The organism is Flavobacterium sp. Root935, assembly GCF_001429295.1.
Taxonomy (GTDB): domain Bacteria; phylum Bacteroidota; class Bacteroidia; order Flavobacteriales; family Flavobacteriaceae; genus Flavobacterium.
In genome coordinates, this window is record NZ_LMJL01000008.1 from 1,262,449 (window position 1) to 1,279,778 (window position 17,330).

16 protein-coding genes are annotated in these 17,330 nt (G+C 33.1%); 10 read left to right on the plus strand and 6 right to left on the minus strand.

Features of this window, described 5'->3' with window-relative positions:
- A complete protein-coding gene (locus tag ASE40_RS10585) occupies positions 1 to 2,238 on the plus strand; it encodes a cation:proton antiporter (protein ID WP_057116910.1) in 2,238 nt (745 codons plus the stop codon).
- A gap of 144 nt (positions 2,239 to 2,382) precedes the next feature.
- Here the strand turns inward: ASE40_RS10585 and ASE40_RS10590 are convergent, their stop codons facing one another.
- Both ASE40_RS10590 and ASE40_RS10595 read right to left on the minus strand, forming a co-directional pair.
- Complete coding sequence (locus ASE40_RS10590; protein ID WP_057116911.1) at positions 2,383 to 3,021, minus strand: peroxiredoxin; 639 nt, start codon at positions 3,019 to 3,021, stop codon at positions 2,383 to 2,385.
- Between the two features lie 111 nt (positions 3,022 to 3,132).
- Positions 3,133 to 4,044 carry an AEC family transporter gene (locus ASE40_RS10595; RefSeq protein ID WP_057116912.1) on the minus strand — a complete coding sequence of 304 codons (912 nt, stop codon included), beginning with the start codon at positions 4,042 to 4,044 and terminating at the stop codon, positions 3,133 to 3,135.
- A 103-nt stretch (positions 4,045 to 4,147) separates the two neighbouring features.
- Here ASE40_RS10595 and ASE40_RS10600 point away from each other — a divergent pair, with 103 nt between their 5' ends.
- From ASE40_RS10600 to meaB, 5 genes are all read left to right on the plus strand, one after another.
- Entirely contained in the window at positions 4,148 to 4,714 is a 567-nt protein-coding gene (locus tag ASE40_RS10600; protein WP_057116913.1) for a Crp/Fnr family transcriptional regulator, read from the plus strand.
- Between the two features lie 61 nt (positions 4,715 to 4,775).
- Positions 4,776 to 5,240 carry a hypothetical protein gene (locus tag ASE40_RS10605; RefSeq protein ID WP_057116914.1) on the plus strand — a complete coding sequence of 155 codons (465 nt, stop codon included), beginning with the start codon at positions 4,776 to 4,778 and terminating at the stop codon, positions 5,238 to 5,240.
- A gap of 155 nt (positions 5,241 to 5,395) precedes the next feature.
- Complete coding sequence (locus ASE40_RS10610; protein ID WP_057116915.1) at positions 5,396 to 5,803, plus strand: Rrf2 family transcriptional regulator; 408 nt, start codon at positions 5,396 to 5,398, stop codon at positions 5,801 to 5,803.
- 57 nt (positions 5,804 to 5,860) lie between these two features.
- Positions 5,861 to 6,502, plus strand: coding sequence for an NAD(P)-dependent oxidoreductase (locus ASE40_RS10615; protein ID WP_057116916.1), 642 nt, complete (start codon positions 5,861 to 5,863; stop codon positions 6,500 to 6,502).
- Positions 6,503 to 6,805: 303 nt separating this feature from the next.
- On the plus strand, positions 6,806 to 7,903 hold the full coding sequence (gene meaB / locus ASE40_RS10620) for a methylmalonyl Co-A mutase-associated GTPase MeaB (RefSeq protein WP_057116917.1): 1,098 nt from the start codon (positions 6,806 to 6,808) through the stop codon (positions 7,901 to 7,903).
- 137 nt (positions 7,904 to 8,040) lie between these two features.
- On the opposite strand, the gene ASE40_RS10625 is transcribed toward meaB, so the two are convergent.
- The 3 genes from ASE40_RS10625 to ASE40_RS10635 all read right to left on the minus strand — a co-directional run bounded on the left by ASE40_RS10625 (position 8,041) and on the right by ASE40_RS10635 (position 11,702).
- The gene (locus ASE40_RS10625; RefSeq protein WP_057116918.1) at positions 8,041 to 9,972 is read right to left on the minus strand and encodes an LTA synthase family protein; all 1,932 of its coding nucleotides are present in this window, start codon (positions 9,970 to 9,972) and stop codon (positions 8,041 to 8,043) included.
- 55 nt (positions 9,973 to 10,027) lie between these two features.
- Entirely contained in the window at positions 10,028 to 10,255 is a 228-nt protein-coding gene (locus ASE40_RS10630) for a hypothetical protein (RefSeq protein ID WP_057116919.1), read from the minus strand.
- A 61-nt stretch (positions 10,256 to 10,316) separates the two neighbouring features.
- Positions 10,317 to 11,702 carry an MATE family efflux transporter gene (locus ASE40_RS10635; protein WP_057116920.1) on the minus strand — a complete coding sequence of 462 codons (1,386 nt, stop codon included), beginning with the start codon at positions 11,700 to 11,702 and terminating at the stop codon, positions 10,317 to 10,319.
- A gap of 190 nt (positions 11,703 to 11,892) precedes the next feature.
- On the opposite strand from ASE40_RS10635, the gene ASE40_RS10640 reads away from it, so the two are divergent.
- Positions 11,893 to 12,414: a hypothetical protein gene (locus tag ASE40_RS10640; RefSeq protein ID WP_057116921.1), complete on the plus strand. Its 522-nt coding sequence runs from the start codon at positions 11,893 to 11,895 to the stop codon at positions 12,412 to 12,414.
- Positions 12,415 to 12,596: 182 nt separating this feature from the next.
- Here the strand turns inward: ASE40_RS10640 and ASE40_RS10645 are convergent, their stop codons facing one another.
- Positions 12,597 to 13,475 (minus strand): PPK2 family polyphosphate kinase, encoded by an 879-nt coding sequence (locus ASE40_RS10645; RefSeq protein WP_057116922.1) that lies wholly within the window; start codon positions 13,473 to 13,475, stop codon positions 12,597 to 12,599.
- Between the two features lie 108 nt (positions 13,476 to 13,583).
- Here ASE40_RS10645 and ASE40_RS10650 point away from each other — a divergent pair, with 108 nt between their 5' ends.
- From ASE40_RS10650 to ASE40_RS10660, 3 genes are all read left to right on the plus strand, one after another.
- Positions 13,584 to 14,177: a hypothetical protein gene (locus ASE40_RS10650; RefSeq protein WP_057116923.1), complete on the plus strand. Its 594-nt coding sequence runs from the start codon at positions 13,584 to 13,586 to the stop codon at positions 14,175 to 14,177.
- 65 nt (positions 14,178 to 14,242) lie between these two features.
- Complete coding sequence (locus ASE40_RS10655) at positions 14,243 to 15,076, plus strand: DUF6929 family protein (protein ID WP_057116924.1); 834 nt, start codon at positions 14,243 to 14,245, stop codon at positions 15,074 to 15,076.
- 75 nt (positions 15,077 to 15,151) lie between these two features.
- Complete coding sequence (locus tag ASE40_RS10660) at positions 15,152 to 17,308, plus strand: prolyl oligopeptidase family serine peptidase (RefSeq protein WP_057116925.1); 2,157 nt, start codon at positions 15,152 to 15,154, stop codon at positions 17,306 to 17,308.
- The last annotated feature ends 22 nt before the right edge of the window (positions 17,309 to 17,330 follow it).

Genomic DNA, 17,330 nt, shown 5'->3' on the forward strand with positions numbered 1-17,330 from the left:
ATGATTGCATTAAATGCCGCGGCCGAAAGTACACATCACCTACAACCTTTAATTAGTGATTTAGGATTAATCCTTATGACTGCTGGAATTGCCGTTTTATTATTTAAAAAAATGAAACAACCTCTAGTTTTAGGATACCTGATTGCAGGATTTTTAGCTGGAAACCATTTTGATTTTTTCCCTTCAATAACCGATATGAAGAGTGTCGAAGTATGGGCAGAAATCGGGGTTATATTTTTACTTTTTAGTTTAGGACTTGAGTTTAGTTTTAAGAAACTAATGAAAGTTGGCGGAACATCTTCTATCACCGCTATAACCCAGATTATGTTTATGACGCTGATTGGTTACTGTGTTGGCCAGTGGATGGGCTGGGGAAAAATGGACAGTATTTTTCTAGGTGCAACACTTTCGATTTCGTCTACAACTATTATTATCAGGGCTTTTGATGAATTGGGAGTAAAAGGTAAAAAGTTCGTCGGCATTGTATTTGGAGCTTTAATCGTGGAAGATATTGTAGCTATTTTAATGCTTGTTTTATTATCAACCATTGCGGTAAGCGACCAAGTTTCGGGAGGTGAATTATTACAATCGGTTTTAAAATTGATTTTCTTTTTAATTATATGGTTTTTAGGCGGAATTTTTATTATTCCAACTATCTTTAAAAAAGCCAAACATCTTATGACAGACGAAATGCTCTTGATAATTTCACTGGCACTTTGTTTAATGATGGTTATTTTTGCTGCAAATGTTGGTTTTTCTCCAGCTTTAGGCGCATTTATCATGGGTTCTATTATTGCTGAAACTACAATGGCAGAAAAAATCGAACATTTAATTCAGCCTGTAAAAGATTTATTTGGCGCGGTTTTCTTTGTATCCGTAGGAATGTTGATTAATCCGGGAACTTTAGTGACTTATGCACTTCCTGTGGCTTTAATTACACTGATAACTATTTTCGGAAAAGCATTTAGTTCATCTATTGGAGCGTTAATTTCTGGTCAGCCTCTTAAACAATCTGTTCAAACGGGAATGAGTCTGGCGCAAATTGGAGAGTTTTCATTTATTATTGCCACGCTTGGTATGACTTTGAAAGTAACCAGCGATTTCTTGTACCCCATTATTGTGGCAGTATCGGCAGTTACAACTTTTACAACTCCATTCTTAATCAAATATTCTGAAACATTTGCTCAATTTTTAGAATCAAAAATGCCCAAAAAATGGGTTAAAAACATCAACCGCTACAGTGTAAATGCGCAGGCAATTAAGTCTGTCAGTACTTGGCAGATTGTATTGCGGTCTTCAATCACTCAAATTATTCTTCATACTATAATTATTGCGGCTATTATTTTATTGTCATCTCGATTTGTAGCGCCGTTAGTAGCCGATACTAGATTCGGAAATACTTTAGCCGCCTTACTAACATTGGTGATAATTGCGCCGTTTTTATGGGCTCTCTCGCTTCGACGCGTTAAAGTAGAAGAAGTAGAAATACTTTGGGAAGAACGAAAATATCGTGGAGCCCTTTTAATGCTGATTTTAATTAGAATGAGCCTTGGATTATTTTTTGTTGGATTTTTATTGAATATTTTCTTCTCTCCTTTAGTAGCATTTGTTGCGTTGATTATCGCTATTGCTGCCTATCAAATTTTCCCTAAAAAACTGAACGAACAATACCATAGAATTGAAAATCACTTTTTGAAAAATCTTAATGACCGCGAAAACAAAAAAATAGACAGAAGATATGCCAATTTAATGCCATGGGACGGTCACATGTCTTTTTTTGAAATTAAAAAAGAATCTAATTTAGTTGGTAAAACGTTACAGGAATTAAAAATTAGGGAACAATTAGGAATTAATATAGCCTATATCAAAAGAGGCGAAGTTACTATACCAATTCCAACAAAAAATGAACGCCTATTTCCTGGAGATGAAATCTGCGTAATTGGAACAGATGCTCAAATTGTTGAATTCACTAAATTTTTAACTCAGAATGAAACTGAGGCACCTGGAAAAGTGGAAGAAACTAATATTGTACTACGTCAGCTCGAAGTTTCTCAGGAAGAATTCATTCAAAAAAGCATCGGGCAATTTAGAGCAAAAACCGACGGGATGGTTGTGGGAATCGAACGAAACGGAAATCGTATCTTAAATCCAGAATCTAGTTTAATCTTAGAGAAAAACGATATTCTCTGGGTGGTTGGTGACAAAAAAAGAATGACTGATTTATTAGCGGTGAAATAGTTTTTTTTGAGGGGCTAAGTTTCTGAGATACTAAGATACTAAGATTCTAAGTTTCCTTTTAATATAATTAAGGCGCTAAGATGGTAAGCTTCTACGAGAGAAAAACTTAGCATCTTAGCGCCTAGTATCTTAGAACCTTTTAGGCTACTTATTCGGCTGTGGTGTCAAACGTAAATAAGGTTTAATTGGTGTATGTCCTTTTGGGAATTTCGATGGAATGTCGCTGTCTGGAATTGCAGGTGCGATAACTACATCTTCGCCATCCTTCCAGTTTGCAGGCGTTGCAACACTATAATTTGCAGTCAATTGCAGACTATCAATTACACGAAGTAATTCGTCAAAATTTCTTCCTGTCGAAGCTGGATACGTTAAAGTCAATTTGATTTTTTTGTCTGGTCCGATAACAAAAACAGAACGTACTGTAAATTTATCGCTCGCATTTGGATGAAGCATATCGTATAAATTAGCTACTTTTTTATCTTCATCGGCAATGATAGGGAAATTAACTTCTGTATTTTGAGTCTCGTTGATATCTTTAATCCACTCTTTGTGCGACTCCAAACCATCTACACTCAAAGCAATAACTTTCGTATTTCTTTTAGTAAATTCAGGAACATAATTCGCTACAGTTCCTAATTCAGTTGTACAAACAGGAGTAAAATCTGCTGGATGCGAAAATAATACACCCCAAGAATCTCCCAGCCATTCATGAAAATTAATTGGTCCCTGCGTGGTTTCTGCATGGAAATCTGGAGCTATATCGCCTAATCTTAATGTTGACATAATTTAATTTTTTTAGTTCCTCTAAAATTAACTAAAAAATACATTGAGAAAACAACATAGAATTAAAAAAAAGTTAAAATTCTACTTCCTCGATATAATTACTATTTTAAACTAAATAAAACTTAAAACGAAGTACCAAACAGCAAGAGTTACAAATGAAATTGGAATTCCGAAACCGATCATCATACTGCTTAATTTGGGCTTTAAACCATAAGTTGAAGCTAAAATAGCACCCGTAATCATTGGAGCCATAGCAGTTTCCATTAAGGTGATTTTTATAACTTCAGAGCGTTGATTAAAAATAAAAACATATAGTACAAAGATTATGAAAGGAACTAAAATTAACTTAAAGAAAAGTCCCAGTCTCAAGAATTTCCAATGCTGGCTTTTTCGATCAAAAGTTAATTGGAGACCAACAGAAAGCAAAGCTAAAGGCGTTACTAAACTGCCTATTTTCAATAACAGTGATTGAATATTTTCATTTAAATCAAATTGGAAAATGTTCATCAAACATGATATAACAAACATGATAAAAGGCGGAAACAGAATTATTTTTTTCAAAATTCCCAAAGCGTTTGGGCTTCCTTTAGAATAAAAAGCTGCTGTAAACACACCAAGAGTCGATACAACGACAAAAGTTCCAGGCTGATCGACCAACACTGCCGTTTCTAATCCTTTTTTTCCAAATAAAGCTTCAATAATTGGATAACCAAGAAAAGAGCTATTACTCAATCCAGCAGTTAAAATCAAACACCCAATTAATTTATTAGACCAGCCATTTCTTCTTCCTAAAAAATGAAAAAACACAAAGGCTAATAAATAAGTAATCCACCCTGCTCCTATTGGAAACAAAAGTTCACTGCTCCATTTTATTTTCGGAATGTGATATAAGGTGATCGCAGGGAGACAGAAATAAATAACAATTTTATTAAGTGTCTTATAGATATGAGTAGGAAATTGTTTTACGTGTTGTAAAACTAAACCTAGGGAAAGAAAGAGAAATATCAATATAAAGTTGTTCATATCACGGCTTACGCACAAAAATAGGAATTTATAAATTGCGATGCTGAACAAATTATAGCACTTCTTTAAGTTTTTTGTTACTTTTAATATTTAAAAAAAAGTAATGCAGCAAATACGAGACAATTTGGAACGAATGGTAAAACTTTCTGATGAAGACTGGAATATCTTTTCGTCAAAACTTATCCGTCAGGAATTTTCAAAGAAAACGGCAATTCTTCATACTGGCCACGTTGAAAGTTACCTTTCCTTTATAGAAAAAGGAATCGTTAGGTACTACATTCCTTCAGAAAATAAAGATCTCACTTTTACTTTTGTATTTGATGGCGAATTTACAAGTGGTTACGACTCCTTTATTACCCGATTACCCGTAAATTATACTATTGAAACTCTTGCAGATACTATATTATGGCGTATCTCTTATAATGATCTTCAGTATATTTATGCCAAAACCGAAATCGGTAATACTATCGGCCGTTTGGCAAGCGAAGTATTATTTCTTAAAAAATCAAAAAGAGAATTGTCGTTACTAAATGATTCTGCAGAACAACGATACCTTAATTTATTTACTGAGCAACCTCAATTAATTCAAAAAATACCTCAAAAATACCTTGCTTCTTATATCGGTATTACTCCACAAGCTTTAAGCCGAATTAGAAAGCGCATTTCATAACCCAGGTTCATTGTTTTAGGTTTCTTTACTGTGCAACTTTGTATAATAAAAACAAAAAGATATGGAAACCTTAATTGTATTATTTGGTGCTTTTACTGCAACTCTACTTATTATCTGGCTTACAACCAAACGACTTGAACTATCATTCTCAGGAAGGGTTGCCATGGCACTTATGCTAGTATTTACAGCTATAGGTCATTTTGCCTTTACGAAAGGAATGGCAATGATGATTTCTTTTTTACCTTGGGCAAACGCCATTGTACTGGCGACAGGAATTATAGAATTAGTCGCTGCAATTGGACTCCTATTGCCAAGTACCAAAGTCCTTACCGGAAATTTGCTTATTTTATTTTTTATACTGCTACTTCCGGCTAACATTTATGCGGCTAGTAATAATATCAATTTGCAAACTGCAGACTATACAGGCAAAGGACTTTCCTATTTATGGCTTAGAATCCCAATGCAACTTCTTTTTATACTTTGGGTATATTTTTCTTCTATTAGGAATAATCAAAAATCAAAATAGTCAATCAGGAAAATGCGCATCATTCAATTTAATGATGTGCATCTTTTTTGCTTTTCACTGGTTAAGTGACTTTTAAGTACCAAAAATTAATTTTTAGTTAAAACTTTTTTTATTTCAAAAAAGCCACTTATATTTGTAACATATTTTATTACAGTATGATTTCAGGTAAATTTGCCATAACGATTCACATTCTTACTTTGCTCCATAAATTCCCAAATGATTTTTTGTCATCTGAGTTTATTGCGGGAAGTATTAATTTAAATCCTGTTTTGGTTCGAAAAGAAATTGCCAACCTAAAAGCTCATCATGTTGTAGAAAGTAAAGAAGGAAAAAATGGCGGTACAAAATTGGCGGTTAATGCTGCTGAACTGACTTTAAAACAAATATTCGAAATGACCTTTGAAACTATTGGTTTAGGTTTTGCTAAAAATCAGCCAAATCCTGATTGTCCTGTTGGAAAAAACATCAATCAGCATTTGGAAGCTTTATATAGCGAAATGAACCAAAAAGTTAGCACACAGCTGGAAGCAATTTCATTGGAAGATTTTTCGAATCAATTTTAAAACTATTTTTTTAACCTAAACTGTAACATTTTTTATTACTAAATAAATTTATATATTATGAAAATCGCACTTATCGGAGCAACAGGATTTGTTGGCTCAGCAATTTTAAACGAATTAGCAGATAGAAAACATGAAATTACTGCAATAGCAAGAACTCCAAAAGATACTGCAAACGCCATTTGGGTTGCTGCAGATATTTTTAATGTTGATGCATTGGCAGAAATTTTAAAAGGCCACGATACAATTATTAACGCATATAATCCAGGTTGGACAAACCCAAACATCTATGATGACTTTTTAGCAGGTTCTAAAGCTATTCAGGAAGCAGTTAAAAAATCAGGAGTTAAACGTTTCATTACTATTGGCGGAGGCGGAAGTTTGTTTGTTGCTCCAGGTTTACAAGCAGTTGATACTCCAGATTTTCCAAAAGAATTTTATGCAGGCGCTACAGCGGCAAGAGATTATTTAAATGTAATTAAGGAAGAAAAAGATTTAGACTGGGCATTCTTCAGTCCTGCTTTTGAAATGCATGGCGGAATTACAACAGGAAGAACAGGAAAATATCGTTTAGGATTAGAAAATCCAGTATTTAACGACGAGCAAAGAAGTATTTTATCTGTAGAAGATTTAGCAGTTGTTATTGCTGATGAAGCAGAAAATCCAAAACATCATCAAGTTAGATTTACAGCTGGTTACTAATTTTTTTTTAGCCACGAATTACACGAATTTTCACGAATTGTTTGTTCCTATTTATAGAAGCTAATTTACTCATGTCATCCTTATCGAAGGCGAAGGACGCACAAGTAACTCACAATTAATATTTTCAATCTTTGTCGAGCTGGTTTAGAGTCCTTCGACTTCGCTCAGGATGACAAAAAAAGCGTTAAAAATTAGAGGAAATTCGAGTAATTCGTGGCAAACCTAACAACACAGTTTCAAAGGAACAATTGTCTTTTGAAACTGTTTTTGTTTTCTGTACTTTTACAATATTAAAAAAGTATTTTGTCAAGTTTTAAAAAACAGTCGAGCAGCATTACTGAAAAAGCTGGAATTTCACCTCCTGAAATCACCAATGTTTCGGCTATCAATCAAATTAAAAGCAAACGCAGACAACAGCCCTCTTCTGAGGAATTAATTAAAGGAATTTTAGATGGTAGCAGAACTTCTTTAAGCCGTGCTATAACTTTAATCGAAAGTACAAATCCAGATCATTTTGAAAAAGCCAGTGCAGTTGTTCAAGGCTGCTTACAACATGCGAATAAATCTATCCGAATAGGAATTACAGGTGTTCCCGGCGTTGGAAAAAGTACTTTTATTGAAGCTTTCGGAAAACAACTTACTGAGTTAGGAAAAAAAGTAGCCGTATTAGCAGTCGACCCAAGCAGTTCGCTTTCACACGGCAGTATTTTAGGAGATAAAACCCGAATGGAAGAATTGGTTAAAGATGAAAATGCTTTTATAAGACCAAGCGCTTCTGGGGAAACTTTAGGCGGTGTCGCGCGTAAAACGAGAGAAACAATTATTCTTTGCGAAGCTGCAGGTTTTGATACTATTATTATAGAAACTGTTGGTGTTGGCCAAAGCGAAACTGCCGTTCACAGTATGGTTGATTTCTTTTTGCTTTTAAAAATTTCTGGTGCCGGCGATGAACTTCAAGGTATCAAACGCGGTATTATGGAAATGGCAGACGCAATTGTCATCAATAAAGCGGATGGAGATAATATCAAAAAAGCAAATCAGGCAAAACTTGAATTCAATAGAGCTTTGCATTTGTTTCCACCAAAAAAATCAAATTGGCAGCCAAAAGTAACCACTTGCAGTTCACTGACAAAAGATGGCATTCCTGAAGTTTGGAATACTATTTCTGAATATTTTGAATTAACTAAAGAAAGCGGATTTTTCGACGAAAAAAGAAATGACCAAAATCATTTCTGGATGATGGAAACCATCAACGAACAATTAAAACAAAACTTCTATAATCAGCCAGAAATTATTTCACTTTTAGAAGAAAGCAAAAAAGCAGTGCAAAAAAATGAAATTTCACCTTTTGCAGCTGCTTCTGAGTTGTTAAAATTATATTTTTCTAAAGATTCTAAGTGACTAAGATACTAAGTTGCTAAGATTTTAATTTAGGAAATTGTCTAGTTTTGTCACATTGAGCAAAGTCGGAATGCTCTGCAGTTCTCTGATCAAACTGACAGTATATAAAAAACTTAGAACCTTAGTATCTTAGAATCTTAGCGCCTTAATTTATACTTACTCTCCTTATACAAATTCCCAGCAGTAATCACATGCGCCAAAGCATCTTTAGCTAATTCTTCATTTAATTTAACAGGAATTAAAGTCGTATCATTTTTGATTTCAAATTGCAATGGTTTCAAATTTGGCTGCATAATTACAACTTGATTTTCTACTCTAAATGCATTGATATCATTAAACTGCATAATAGATCTTCCTTGTACTTTTGGATCAAGTTTGCTTAAATTTCTACCTACCATTGGGGTTTCAAACGGAAGGCCTAAGTAACTTAACAATGTAGGCGGAATATCAATCTGGCTTGCTAATCTATCATAAATCGCTCCTTTTGGAACTCCAGGCCCCATAATAAATGCAGGAATATGGAATTTATTTATTGGCACTAAATTTTTGCCGTATGTTCTCGTATTATGATCTGCAATTACAATGAAAATGGTGTTTTTAAAATAATCTTCTTTTTTAGCCATTTCGAAGAATTTTCCAATAGAAAAATCAGCATATTTCATGGCGTTGTTTACCGTCGCCGCTTTTTTATCGTAAGGTTTAATTCTTCCTGCTGGATATTCAAATGGTTCATGATTTGAAGTCGAGAACATTAAAGAGAAAAATGGTTTGCTGCCTTTTGATTTGAAATACTGATTCGCTTTAGTTACCAAATCTTCATCAGAATAGCCCCAAGTTCCTTTAAAAGCATATTTGTTTCCATCAGATTCAAAATCTTCTTGATCTACAATATCTTGAAAACCGTTTCCGTTGAAAAACGAAGCCATATTGTCAAAATTCGCCATTCCTCCGTAAATAAAACTCGTATCATAACCTTTTTGTTTTAAAGCCTCGGCAAGTGTAAAAAAGCCTTGCTGTGAGTTTCCAAGTTTTACAACACTTTCAGAAGGTGAAGGTAAAAATCCTGTTACAACAGCTTCTATTCCGCGAACACTTCTAGTTCCTGTGCAGTATAAATTGGTGAATAATGTTCCTTCTTTAGATAATTTGTCAAATTCTGGTGTCAAAGGTTTTCCGCCTAAGATTCCAACATATTCTGCGCCTAAACTTTCCTGCAGGAAAATCACTAAATTATAAGGTTTTTTCAAAACAGAATCTGGCTGCTGTACATGCAAAAATGGAATTTCAGCATCGGTAAAATCATTTGGACCGGCAATCATGTATTTTTTTACACGTGCAATCGCTTCGGCTTCATCCATTTTACCATACATCTTTGTGTTTCCTTCATTTTTAATAGAATATGCTGCAAAAGCAACGGTATAAAATGAATTTAAACCTAACGTATTAGTTAGTTGATCTGTCGAGAAAACAGCATTACTAGCATTAATCGGACGCTTTGAAGTTAAACTTGAACGTGCTCCAAAAAACAACACAAAAGCAAGTAATGGAAAAACCATTAATTTGAATTTATACTCTGTACTTGTGGTGTGAAAATATTTTTTTCCTTTTTTGAAGGCAAAATAAATCACAACTCCTAAAATCAGGAAAGTAACAATTATAGAAGTCAGATAACTTTTTAAAAGCATTCCGACAACTTCTTTTGGGTAAATTAAATAATCTAAGAAGATCTTATTTGGGCGCGTATCGTACTGCTTGACAAAATCCGGAGAAGCTAACTCCACAAATAGAATCAGAAACAGAAATAAGAAACTATAGATTACCAAAAACGTATTGGTAAATTTCAGCCATTTATTTGGCAGAAAAGTAATTAAAACAGCCGGCAGAAAAGACAAATAACAAAGTAAAATCAAATCCATTCGTAAACCGATTGGAAAAATGTACCAGAAATTTGGTGTTTGCTCTACTCTTTCTTTAAAAAGAAAAAATAAAAAGATTCGGCTTAAAGTAGTAATCAATAATCCGATTGCTATAAAATTAAATATAGGCTTTAAAAAACTTAATTTTTTCATTAGATAATTTAGATATTTAGCTAAAGTGTTTTGTACGAAGTAAGGGTGTACTTCCCTACTCTTCGTAACGGTTTACTTCACGATCGTAAAAATCATTTGCTTTTTCGATCAAGCTTTCCATTTCTGCATTCAATTCAGCTTCATCTAGATCTTCTGGTTCTTCTAAAAATTCTACCTCATCATCTTTTAAATTGATAATAAATCTTGGGTAATCAAGGTGAATGATAAAGATATCATCTGGAAAATCAGTATTATCTCCAAGTAAAAATTTAGGTAATTCCATATTTATTTTGTTTTATTAATTGTTTATTTATTTTGCTGTCACTGTTTATGGGCAGTCAAATTTAATTATTTGAAACTGAATTATTATTTAATTTTCTAGTTAAGTAATGAAAGCGAATATACAGAAAAAGCGCTGCAGCTGTTAAACCAGCCAAAAGTCCTATCCAAACTCCCTGCGCTTTTAAGTCGGTATGCTCTCCTAAATAATAAGAAATTGGAAAACCAATAACCCAATATGCAACAAACGTAATATACATTGGGATTTTTACATCCTGCAATCCGCGTAAAGCGCCCAAAACCACAACCTGAATTCCGTCAGAAATTTGAAAAACAGCTGCAATTAAAAGCAATTTTGAAGCGATACTGATTACTTCTTCATTGTCTAAAATCTGTCCTGTGTTTTCCATATTCAAAAAGATGTAAGGAAGATAATTATGAAAAACAATAAAGAATATAGCAAAAACAGTTTCTAAGATAATGGCAAGCAAGAAAATAGACCTCGCTACAACAATTAGTTTTTTATAATCCATTAAACCTCTTTGGTTACTCACTCTAATCATCGAAGTAACACTTAGTCCCATTGCAAACATAAAAGTCATCGATGCAAGACTTAAAGCAATTTGATTGGCCGCCTGACTCGTTTTACCAATATTACCACAAAGCCAGATAGAAGCCGTAAACAAAACCACTTCAAAAAGCATCTGCATAGCCGAAGGAAATCCGATACTGATAATCTTTTTAATAGTTGCTTTTTTAATTTCGTCGAAACTAAAGTTTTTGAAAAATCGTTTTAAATCATTTCTTCGTGAAAGCATGATATGCATGAACATAACTAGAAAGATCCTTGAAATTACGGTACCAAGTGCTGCGCCAATAATTCCCATTTTTGGAAAAATCCAAATTCCGTAAATCAAAACATAATTAATTCCCACGTGAAGAACGTTTGCCATTACCATTGCATACATCGAATATTTAGTCATCGACATTCCGTCTGCAAACTGTTTATATCCTTGATACATTATTAATGGAATCAACGAAAAAGCTACCCATCCTAAATAAGGTTTTGCGAGCACAATTACATCTGCAGGCTGTTCCAATAATTCCATAATTGGTTTTGCAAACATAATAACTCCAAAAAGAACTAATCCTAAAATAGTACAGAGGAATAAACCGTGGTGAAATGCAGAACGAATTTTGTTGTCATTTTTCTCTGCATCTCCCTCTGCAACAATTGGTGTAATTGCTGTTGAAAATCCAATTCCAAGAGACATCGCGATGAAAATCATACTGTTACCTAGAGAAACCGCGGCAAGTTCTGTACTTCCTAATTTACCCACCATAATATTATCGACAATACCAATTAAAGTATGGCCAACCATTCCCAGAATAATAGGGTATGCCAGTCTCAAATTATACGAAAACTCTCTGGTGTACTGCTTTAAATTCACTTGTAATCAATTTTAGTCGGCAAAGATAATCAGAAGCTTCGAATTCTATCCTATTAATAAAAATATAAGCCTTTATTAAGGGTAAAATAAGTATACCATAATATTATATAACGATTTTTAAAAATTATATAACAAGCTCAAAAGTGCTCTATTTTACTTTTACATCATTAATAATTCAAAATTATAAGCCATGAAAAAATTACAGATTATTTGCCTAGTTGCTTTTGCTTTTTTATTCTCTAACACAACTTTCGCTCAAGAAACAGAAGCAACAAATTACGATCAAGGATTTAGATTAGGATTTGGAGTAAATGGAGGACTTCCAACAGATAACGATTACGACTGGGCTCTTGGTGGAGACGTTCGTTTACAATATGACCTTTCTAAAAAAACATCATTAACCTTAACAACAGGATTTACTAATTTATTTAACGGCAAAAAAGATGCCGCTGGAAATGACATAAAAGATCTAGGATTTATTCCGGCTAAAGCAGGTTTTAAAGCCTTTGTTTTAAAAGATCAATTTTATGTACTAGGAGAACTTGGTGCTGGTTTTGCAGTAACAAATGGTTACAACAACACTACTTTTTTATGGTCGCCAGGAATTGGTTACGCTAATAAATATATTGACTTAAGTGTTCGTTACGAAGATTATCATGATTTTAGAACCAACCAAGTAGCACTACGTGTTGCATACGGTTTTAAACTTTAAGAAATAGGTTTAATTTATTATTTTGTTTTTGGTAAAAACCCGACAGCCTGCATAGTCTGTCGGGTTTTTTATTTTATAAAAATCTATTCAGCTAAAAAATTAAACCCGACAGGTTTTAAAAACCTGTCGGGTTTGTAAACTAGAAAAATTATCTAATCGACACATTTACAAATTATCTAATTTTAACTCTTCTCCAAAGTCTTTTTGTACGTATCAAAATTGTCTTTAATTTCTTTAGCTAATTCTGGAACCTGAATATCGGTATATTGCTTCATTTCCTCCCAAATAATTTTAGCCACAATATAACGTGCCATATCTTTATCATCTGCAGGAACTACATACCAAGGCGCATGTTCTTTCGAAGTCTGGTTAATTGCTTCTTCGTAATACTGCTGATATTCATCCCAATGTTCGCGTTCTTTAAGGTCGCCTGGCGAAAATTTCCAATTATGCTTTCCTTCTTCCAAACGGCGCAGTAAACGATTCTTTTGTTCTTCTTTACTCAAGTGCAGAAAGAACTTCATAACGATAGTTCCGTTTTCTGCAATATGCCTTTCGAAATTATTGATTTGTTCAATTCTGTTTTTCCAAAATTTCGGTTTAATATCATCAACCGAATTAATTCCTGGTAAATTCTCCGCCAAAATAAATTCTGGATGCACTCTCGTTACCAAAACATTTTCGTAATGCGTTCTGTTAAAAATGGCAAATTTCCCTTTTTCGGGCAAAGCAATGTAATGTCGCCATAAATAATCGTGTTCCAATTCGGTTGAATTTGGTGTTTTAAAACTATGCACCACTACCCCGCGCGGATTAAATTCTTTAAAAACTTCCCGAATCAAACTGTCTTTTCCAGAAGTATCCATTCCTTGCAGACAGATTAAAACCGCATACTTATTGTGCGCATACATAACATCCTGCAAATCACTTAATTTTGCCTGAACTTTATCTAGTTTCTCTTCTTTTTCGTCATCATCCGCATCAACATTTAGTAATGTCGGAAGCTTCTTTAATTTTATTTCATCTGTAACTTTAAAATCTTTTGGGTCTATTGACTTCATATTTTTTCCCGTTTTTATTTATAATAAATATACTACTTTTACGAATTCCGATAACTATCCAATTTGCTATTCATTGGATTATTTTGATTAAAGTTATAAAAATTTAAAATGAAAAAATTAACACATGAAGATATAGAAAACTTTATTACTACTATTGATAAAATAAATAACCCTTTACTTGTTGCAAATAAAATTTCTTATTTTATTTCTGATGCATTGAGAGAAAATACAATAAATCTCTTTGAAGCTTATTTACTTAACTTAGAAGAAATTAAAATTAGGCGTATTGGTTATATTCAATTAAGCTGGAATGTGAATATTCAAATACGTACATGTTTGGCTATAATAAATCAGTTAATTTTAGCCTATTATTTCGGAAATATTGAAACAATTGAAATGCTTAAAAGATGGGGGTTAGAGGCTTTCAATCTAAATAAGGAGAAGAGATCGCATTACATTATGGATGAATACGAACTTTTTTTAAATATTAAGAATTCGGATAACTTACTTAGAGAATTGTTAAAAGTAAGAAACAACTATAATCATTTAAACGATGACCTCGGTCCATATCATATTGAAGTATTTCCATACCATTTTTATAGTCCTGAAAAAATCTTATTAGAAAAAGAAAAATCATATGATTGTAATTTAGGAGAACAGATTGAAAATCTAATTATCTACTTAAATCTTAAAGAGTTTTAGATTTAAAAACTAATTTTAAAATAAATTTATTTTTATCACACAAAAGTTTTCAAAACACATTTTCCATGGAAAAATTCACATTAGAAATATTATTTCAAATCATAGGCATCGGTTCGGCATCAGGTTTATTTTATAATAATGATGCACTTTATGTCATTGGCGACAACAGCGGATTCTTATACGAATACAATATGCAGAATCAGCAATTGAACCAGCATGCGTTAATTGACAATCCGTCGCAAAATATTCCGAAAAACTTAAAACCCGATTTTGAATCGCTAACGCATCATAACGATACACTTTATGTTTTTGGTTCTGGTTCAACCGAAAACCGAAACAGAATGATCGAATTTGATTTGAAATCCAAAACTGTTTTACAAAAAAACAATTTAGTTGATTTGTATGCCGTAATGCAGAATTTCGGTTCAATAAAACCAGAAGATTTCAATTTGGAAGGCGCTATTTTCGATGGCGAAAACTGGTATTTATTCAACCGAGGAAATGGAATTTCTAATAAAAACACCATTTTTACGATTCACGCGAAAAACCTTGGAGAAGAATTTGCCCTAATTTCTGTCAATTACAAACTTCCAAAAATAAAAGGCGTTCGTTCCAGCTTTACAGACGCTGTTTTGGTTGATGATAAAATCTATTTCCTTTCAACAGCAGAAGATACCAAATCAACTTATGATGACGGTGAAATCTTAGGAAGCTTCATTGGCAGAATTGACATTAAAACCATGAAAATAGATTTCACTCAAAAAATAACCTCAACCAATAAATTTGAAGGTTTAACTTTCTACAAAAAAGAAAACAATAAAATCGAGTTTTTGCTTTGCGAGGATAATGACACCGATCTTTTGGAAACAAAAATATACAAATTGACAATTCCTAAATAACGCAGCAATTTCCTGTTTATTGAGTCTTTGACTATACAACAAACCATCAGTAATAATTATAAACATAAAAAAATAATGATCAGAAAAACCGCTTTCGCTCTTTTAGTTTTTATTACCAGTCAAATATCACAGGCTCAATATCAATATCCTTCAACACCTGAACATCCTGTAGTAGATGATTATTACGGAACAAAAATCACAGATTCTTACCGTTGGCTGGAAGATATGAAAAAACCAGAAGTGCAAAAATGGTTTAAAGATCAAAGCGATTTTACCAATTCTGTCATAAAAAAAATCTCTGGCCGTGATGCTCTTTTCAATAGAATGAAGGAAATTAGTGCATTGGCAGGAGATGATTATACTTACGTAAAACAATTAGGAGACAATTATTATTACACCAAAAAGAAAAAAGGAGAAAGCATTGATAAATTATATATCCGTAAAGGTTTAAACGGAACCGAGGTCTTATTATTAGACCCCAAAACTTATAAAAAAGATGCAACAATTACAAATTTCAATGTTAGTCCGGACCAGAAAAAATTAGCGGTTACATTATCCCAAGATGGTGCCGAAGTTTGTGATCTCCGAATTATGGATATTGAATCTAAAACTTTTCTTCCAGACAATTTAAATCCAGTGTGGAGTGAGTTTAATTTTGAATTTACACCTGATAGCAAAGCGATTACTTATACCAAAATGAGTACCAATGATAATAAAAGTGATGATTTTTTAAAACACATGAAATCTCTACTTCACGTTATTGGCACTAATCCGGAGACCGATAAAATACTGGCATCAAAAGAAAACAATCCCAACTTGAATCTTCTTGCTGAACAGTTTCCTGATGTTAAATTCTCAGATAATTATTCATACATAATTTTAGAAATCGGATCTACAAAAAGCGAAATATTAGCATTCTATGCTCCTTATTCAGAACTTAACAATCCGAAAATAAATTGGAAACCGCTTATTAAATATGATGATGAAATTATAAGCTATGAAATAATTGGAGATCAATTTTTCTTTGTTTCTCATAAAAATGCACCAAATTATAAAATAGGACTAACAGATATTAAAAATCCAAATATTGATAATGCTAAAATTATAATTCCGGAGAGCAATAAAGTATTACGAAGAATACTGAAATCTAAAAATTTCATTTATTATAGCTTAACTGACGGAATTGTAATTGACAGATATCAGATTAATCCAAAAACATTAGAAAGCAAGGAAATACCTCTTCCTAAAGGTTCAAGTGGAGCTTACGCTTTAAATTCTCGTGAAAATGATAATCTCTTATTTTTTTACAACGGCTGGATCGCACCATCTACGACTTATTCTTTTAATGGTTCAACTGGCCATTTAGAAAAATCAAAACAATTTATTGCAAGCGGCAATTATCCTGACTTTTCAAAGCAGTATAGTGTCAAAGAAGTTGAAATTGCAAGTCACGACGGCGTAATGGTTCCTTTGTCTATTATTTATCCAAAAAACATTAAAATGAACGGCTCTACTCCTTGCTATATTAGTGGTTATGGCGCTTACGGATCAAGCAGAACACCCTATTATATTGGCGATGATTTGATGGCATTGCTGGAGCAAAATACTGTAATTGCTTTTGCACACGTTAGAGGCGGCGGAGAAAAAGGAGCAAATTGGCATAAAGGAGGTCAAAAAGCGACGAAACCCAATACTTGGAAAGATTTTATTGCTTGTTCTGAATATTTAATCAAAGAAAAATATACTTCGGCAGACAAACTTATTGGAAATGGTGCAAGTATGGGCGGTGTCTTAATTGGAAGAGCAATTACAGAACGTCCTGATCTTTTTAAAGCTGCTATTATTGAAGTTGGATGCACCAATACTTTGCGAATGGAAACAACTCCAAACGGTCCGAATCAAATTCCAGAAATTGGTTCTTTAAAAAATGAAGAAGATTTTAAAAATATCCTAGAAATGGATTCGCAAAGCAAAGTTAAAAAGGGACAAAAATACCCTGCTGTTTTGGTTCATACTGGAATTAACGATGCACGAGTAGCTTCTTGGGAACCTGGAAAATTTGCTGCTGTTTTACAAAATTACAATAGTTCTGACAGACCAATATTATTACATGTAAATTACGCAAACGGACATTTTTCTAACGATTTGGATGTAACTTATAATGATAGTGCTGATATGTTTGCTTTTGCATTGTGGCAGGTTGGAAATTCAAAATTTCAGATGGCGAAGTAATAGAACATATAATTGAATTTGC

Excerpts from the sequence above, each read along its gene's own strand:
- ASE40_RS10585 (WP_057116910.1), top strand. The coding sequence starts at position 1 with ATGATTGCATTAAATGCCGCGGCCGAAAGTACACATCACCTACAACCT.
- ASE40_RS10590 (WP_057116911.1), bottom strand. The coding sequence starts at position 3,021 with ATGTCAACATTAAGATTAGGCGATATAGCTCCAGATTTCCATGCAGAA.
- ASE40_RS10595 (WP_057116912.1), bottom strand. The coding sequence starts at position 4,044 with ATGAACAACTTTATATTGATATTTCTCTTTCTTTCCCTAGGTTTAGTT.
- ASE40_RS10600 (WP_057116913.1), top strand. The coding sequence starts at position 4,148 with ATGCAGCAAATACGAGACAATTTGGAACGAATGGTAAAACTTTCTGAT.
- ASE40_RS10605 (WP_057116914.1), top strand. The coding sequence starts at position 4,776 with ATGGAAACCTTAATTGTATTATTTGGTGCTTTTACTGCAACTCTACTT.
- ASE40_RS10610 (WP_057116915.1), top strand. The coding sequence starts at position 5,396 with ATGATTTCAGGTAAATTTGCCATAACGATTCACATTCTTACTTTGCTC.
- ASE40_RS10615 (WP_057116916.1), top strand. The coding sequence starts at position 5,861 with ATGAAAATCGCACTTATCGGAGCAACAGGATTTGTTGGCTCAGCAATT.
- ASE40_RS10625 (WP_057116918.1), bottom strand. The coding sequence starts at position 9,972 with ATGAAAAAATTAAGTTTTTTAAAGCCTATATTTAATTTTATAGCAATC.
- ASE40_RS10630 (WP_057116919.1), bottom strand. The coding sequence starts at position 10,255 with ATGGAATTACCTAAATTTTTACTTGGAGATAATACTGATTTTCCAGAT.
- ASE40_RS10640 (WP_057116921.1), top strand. The coding sequence starts at position 11,893 with ATGAAAAAATTACAGATTATTTGCCTAGTTGCTTTTGCTTTTTTATTC.
- ASE40_RS10645 (WP_057116922.1), bottom strand. The coding sequence starts at position 13,475 with ATGAAGTCAATAGACCCAAAAGATTTTAAAGTTACAGATGAAATAAAA.
- ASE40_RS10650 (WP_057116923.1), top strand. The coding sequence starts at position 13,584 with ATGAAAAAATTAACACATGAAGATATAGAAAACTTTATTACTACTATT.
- ASE40_RS10655 (WP_057116924.1), top strand. The coding sequence starts at position 14,243 with ATGGAAAAATTCACATTAGAAATATTATTTCAAATCATAGGCATCGGT.
- ASE40_RS10660 (WP_057116925.1), top strand. The coding sequence starts at position 15,152 with ATGATCAGAAAAACCGCTTTCGCTCTTTTAGTTTTTATTACCAGTCAA.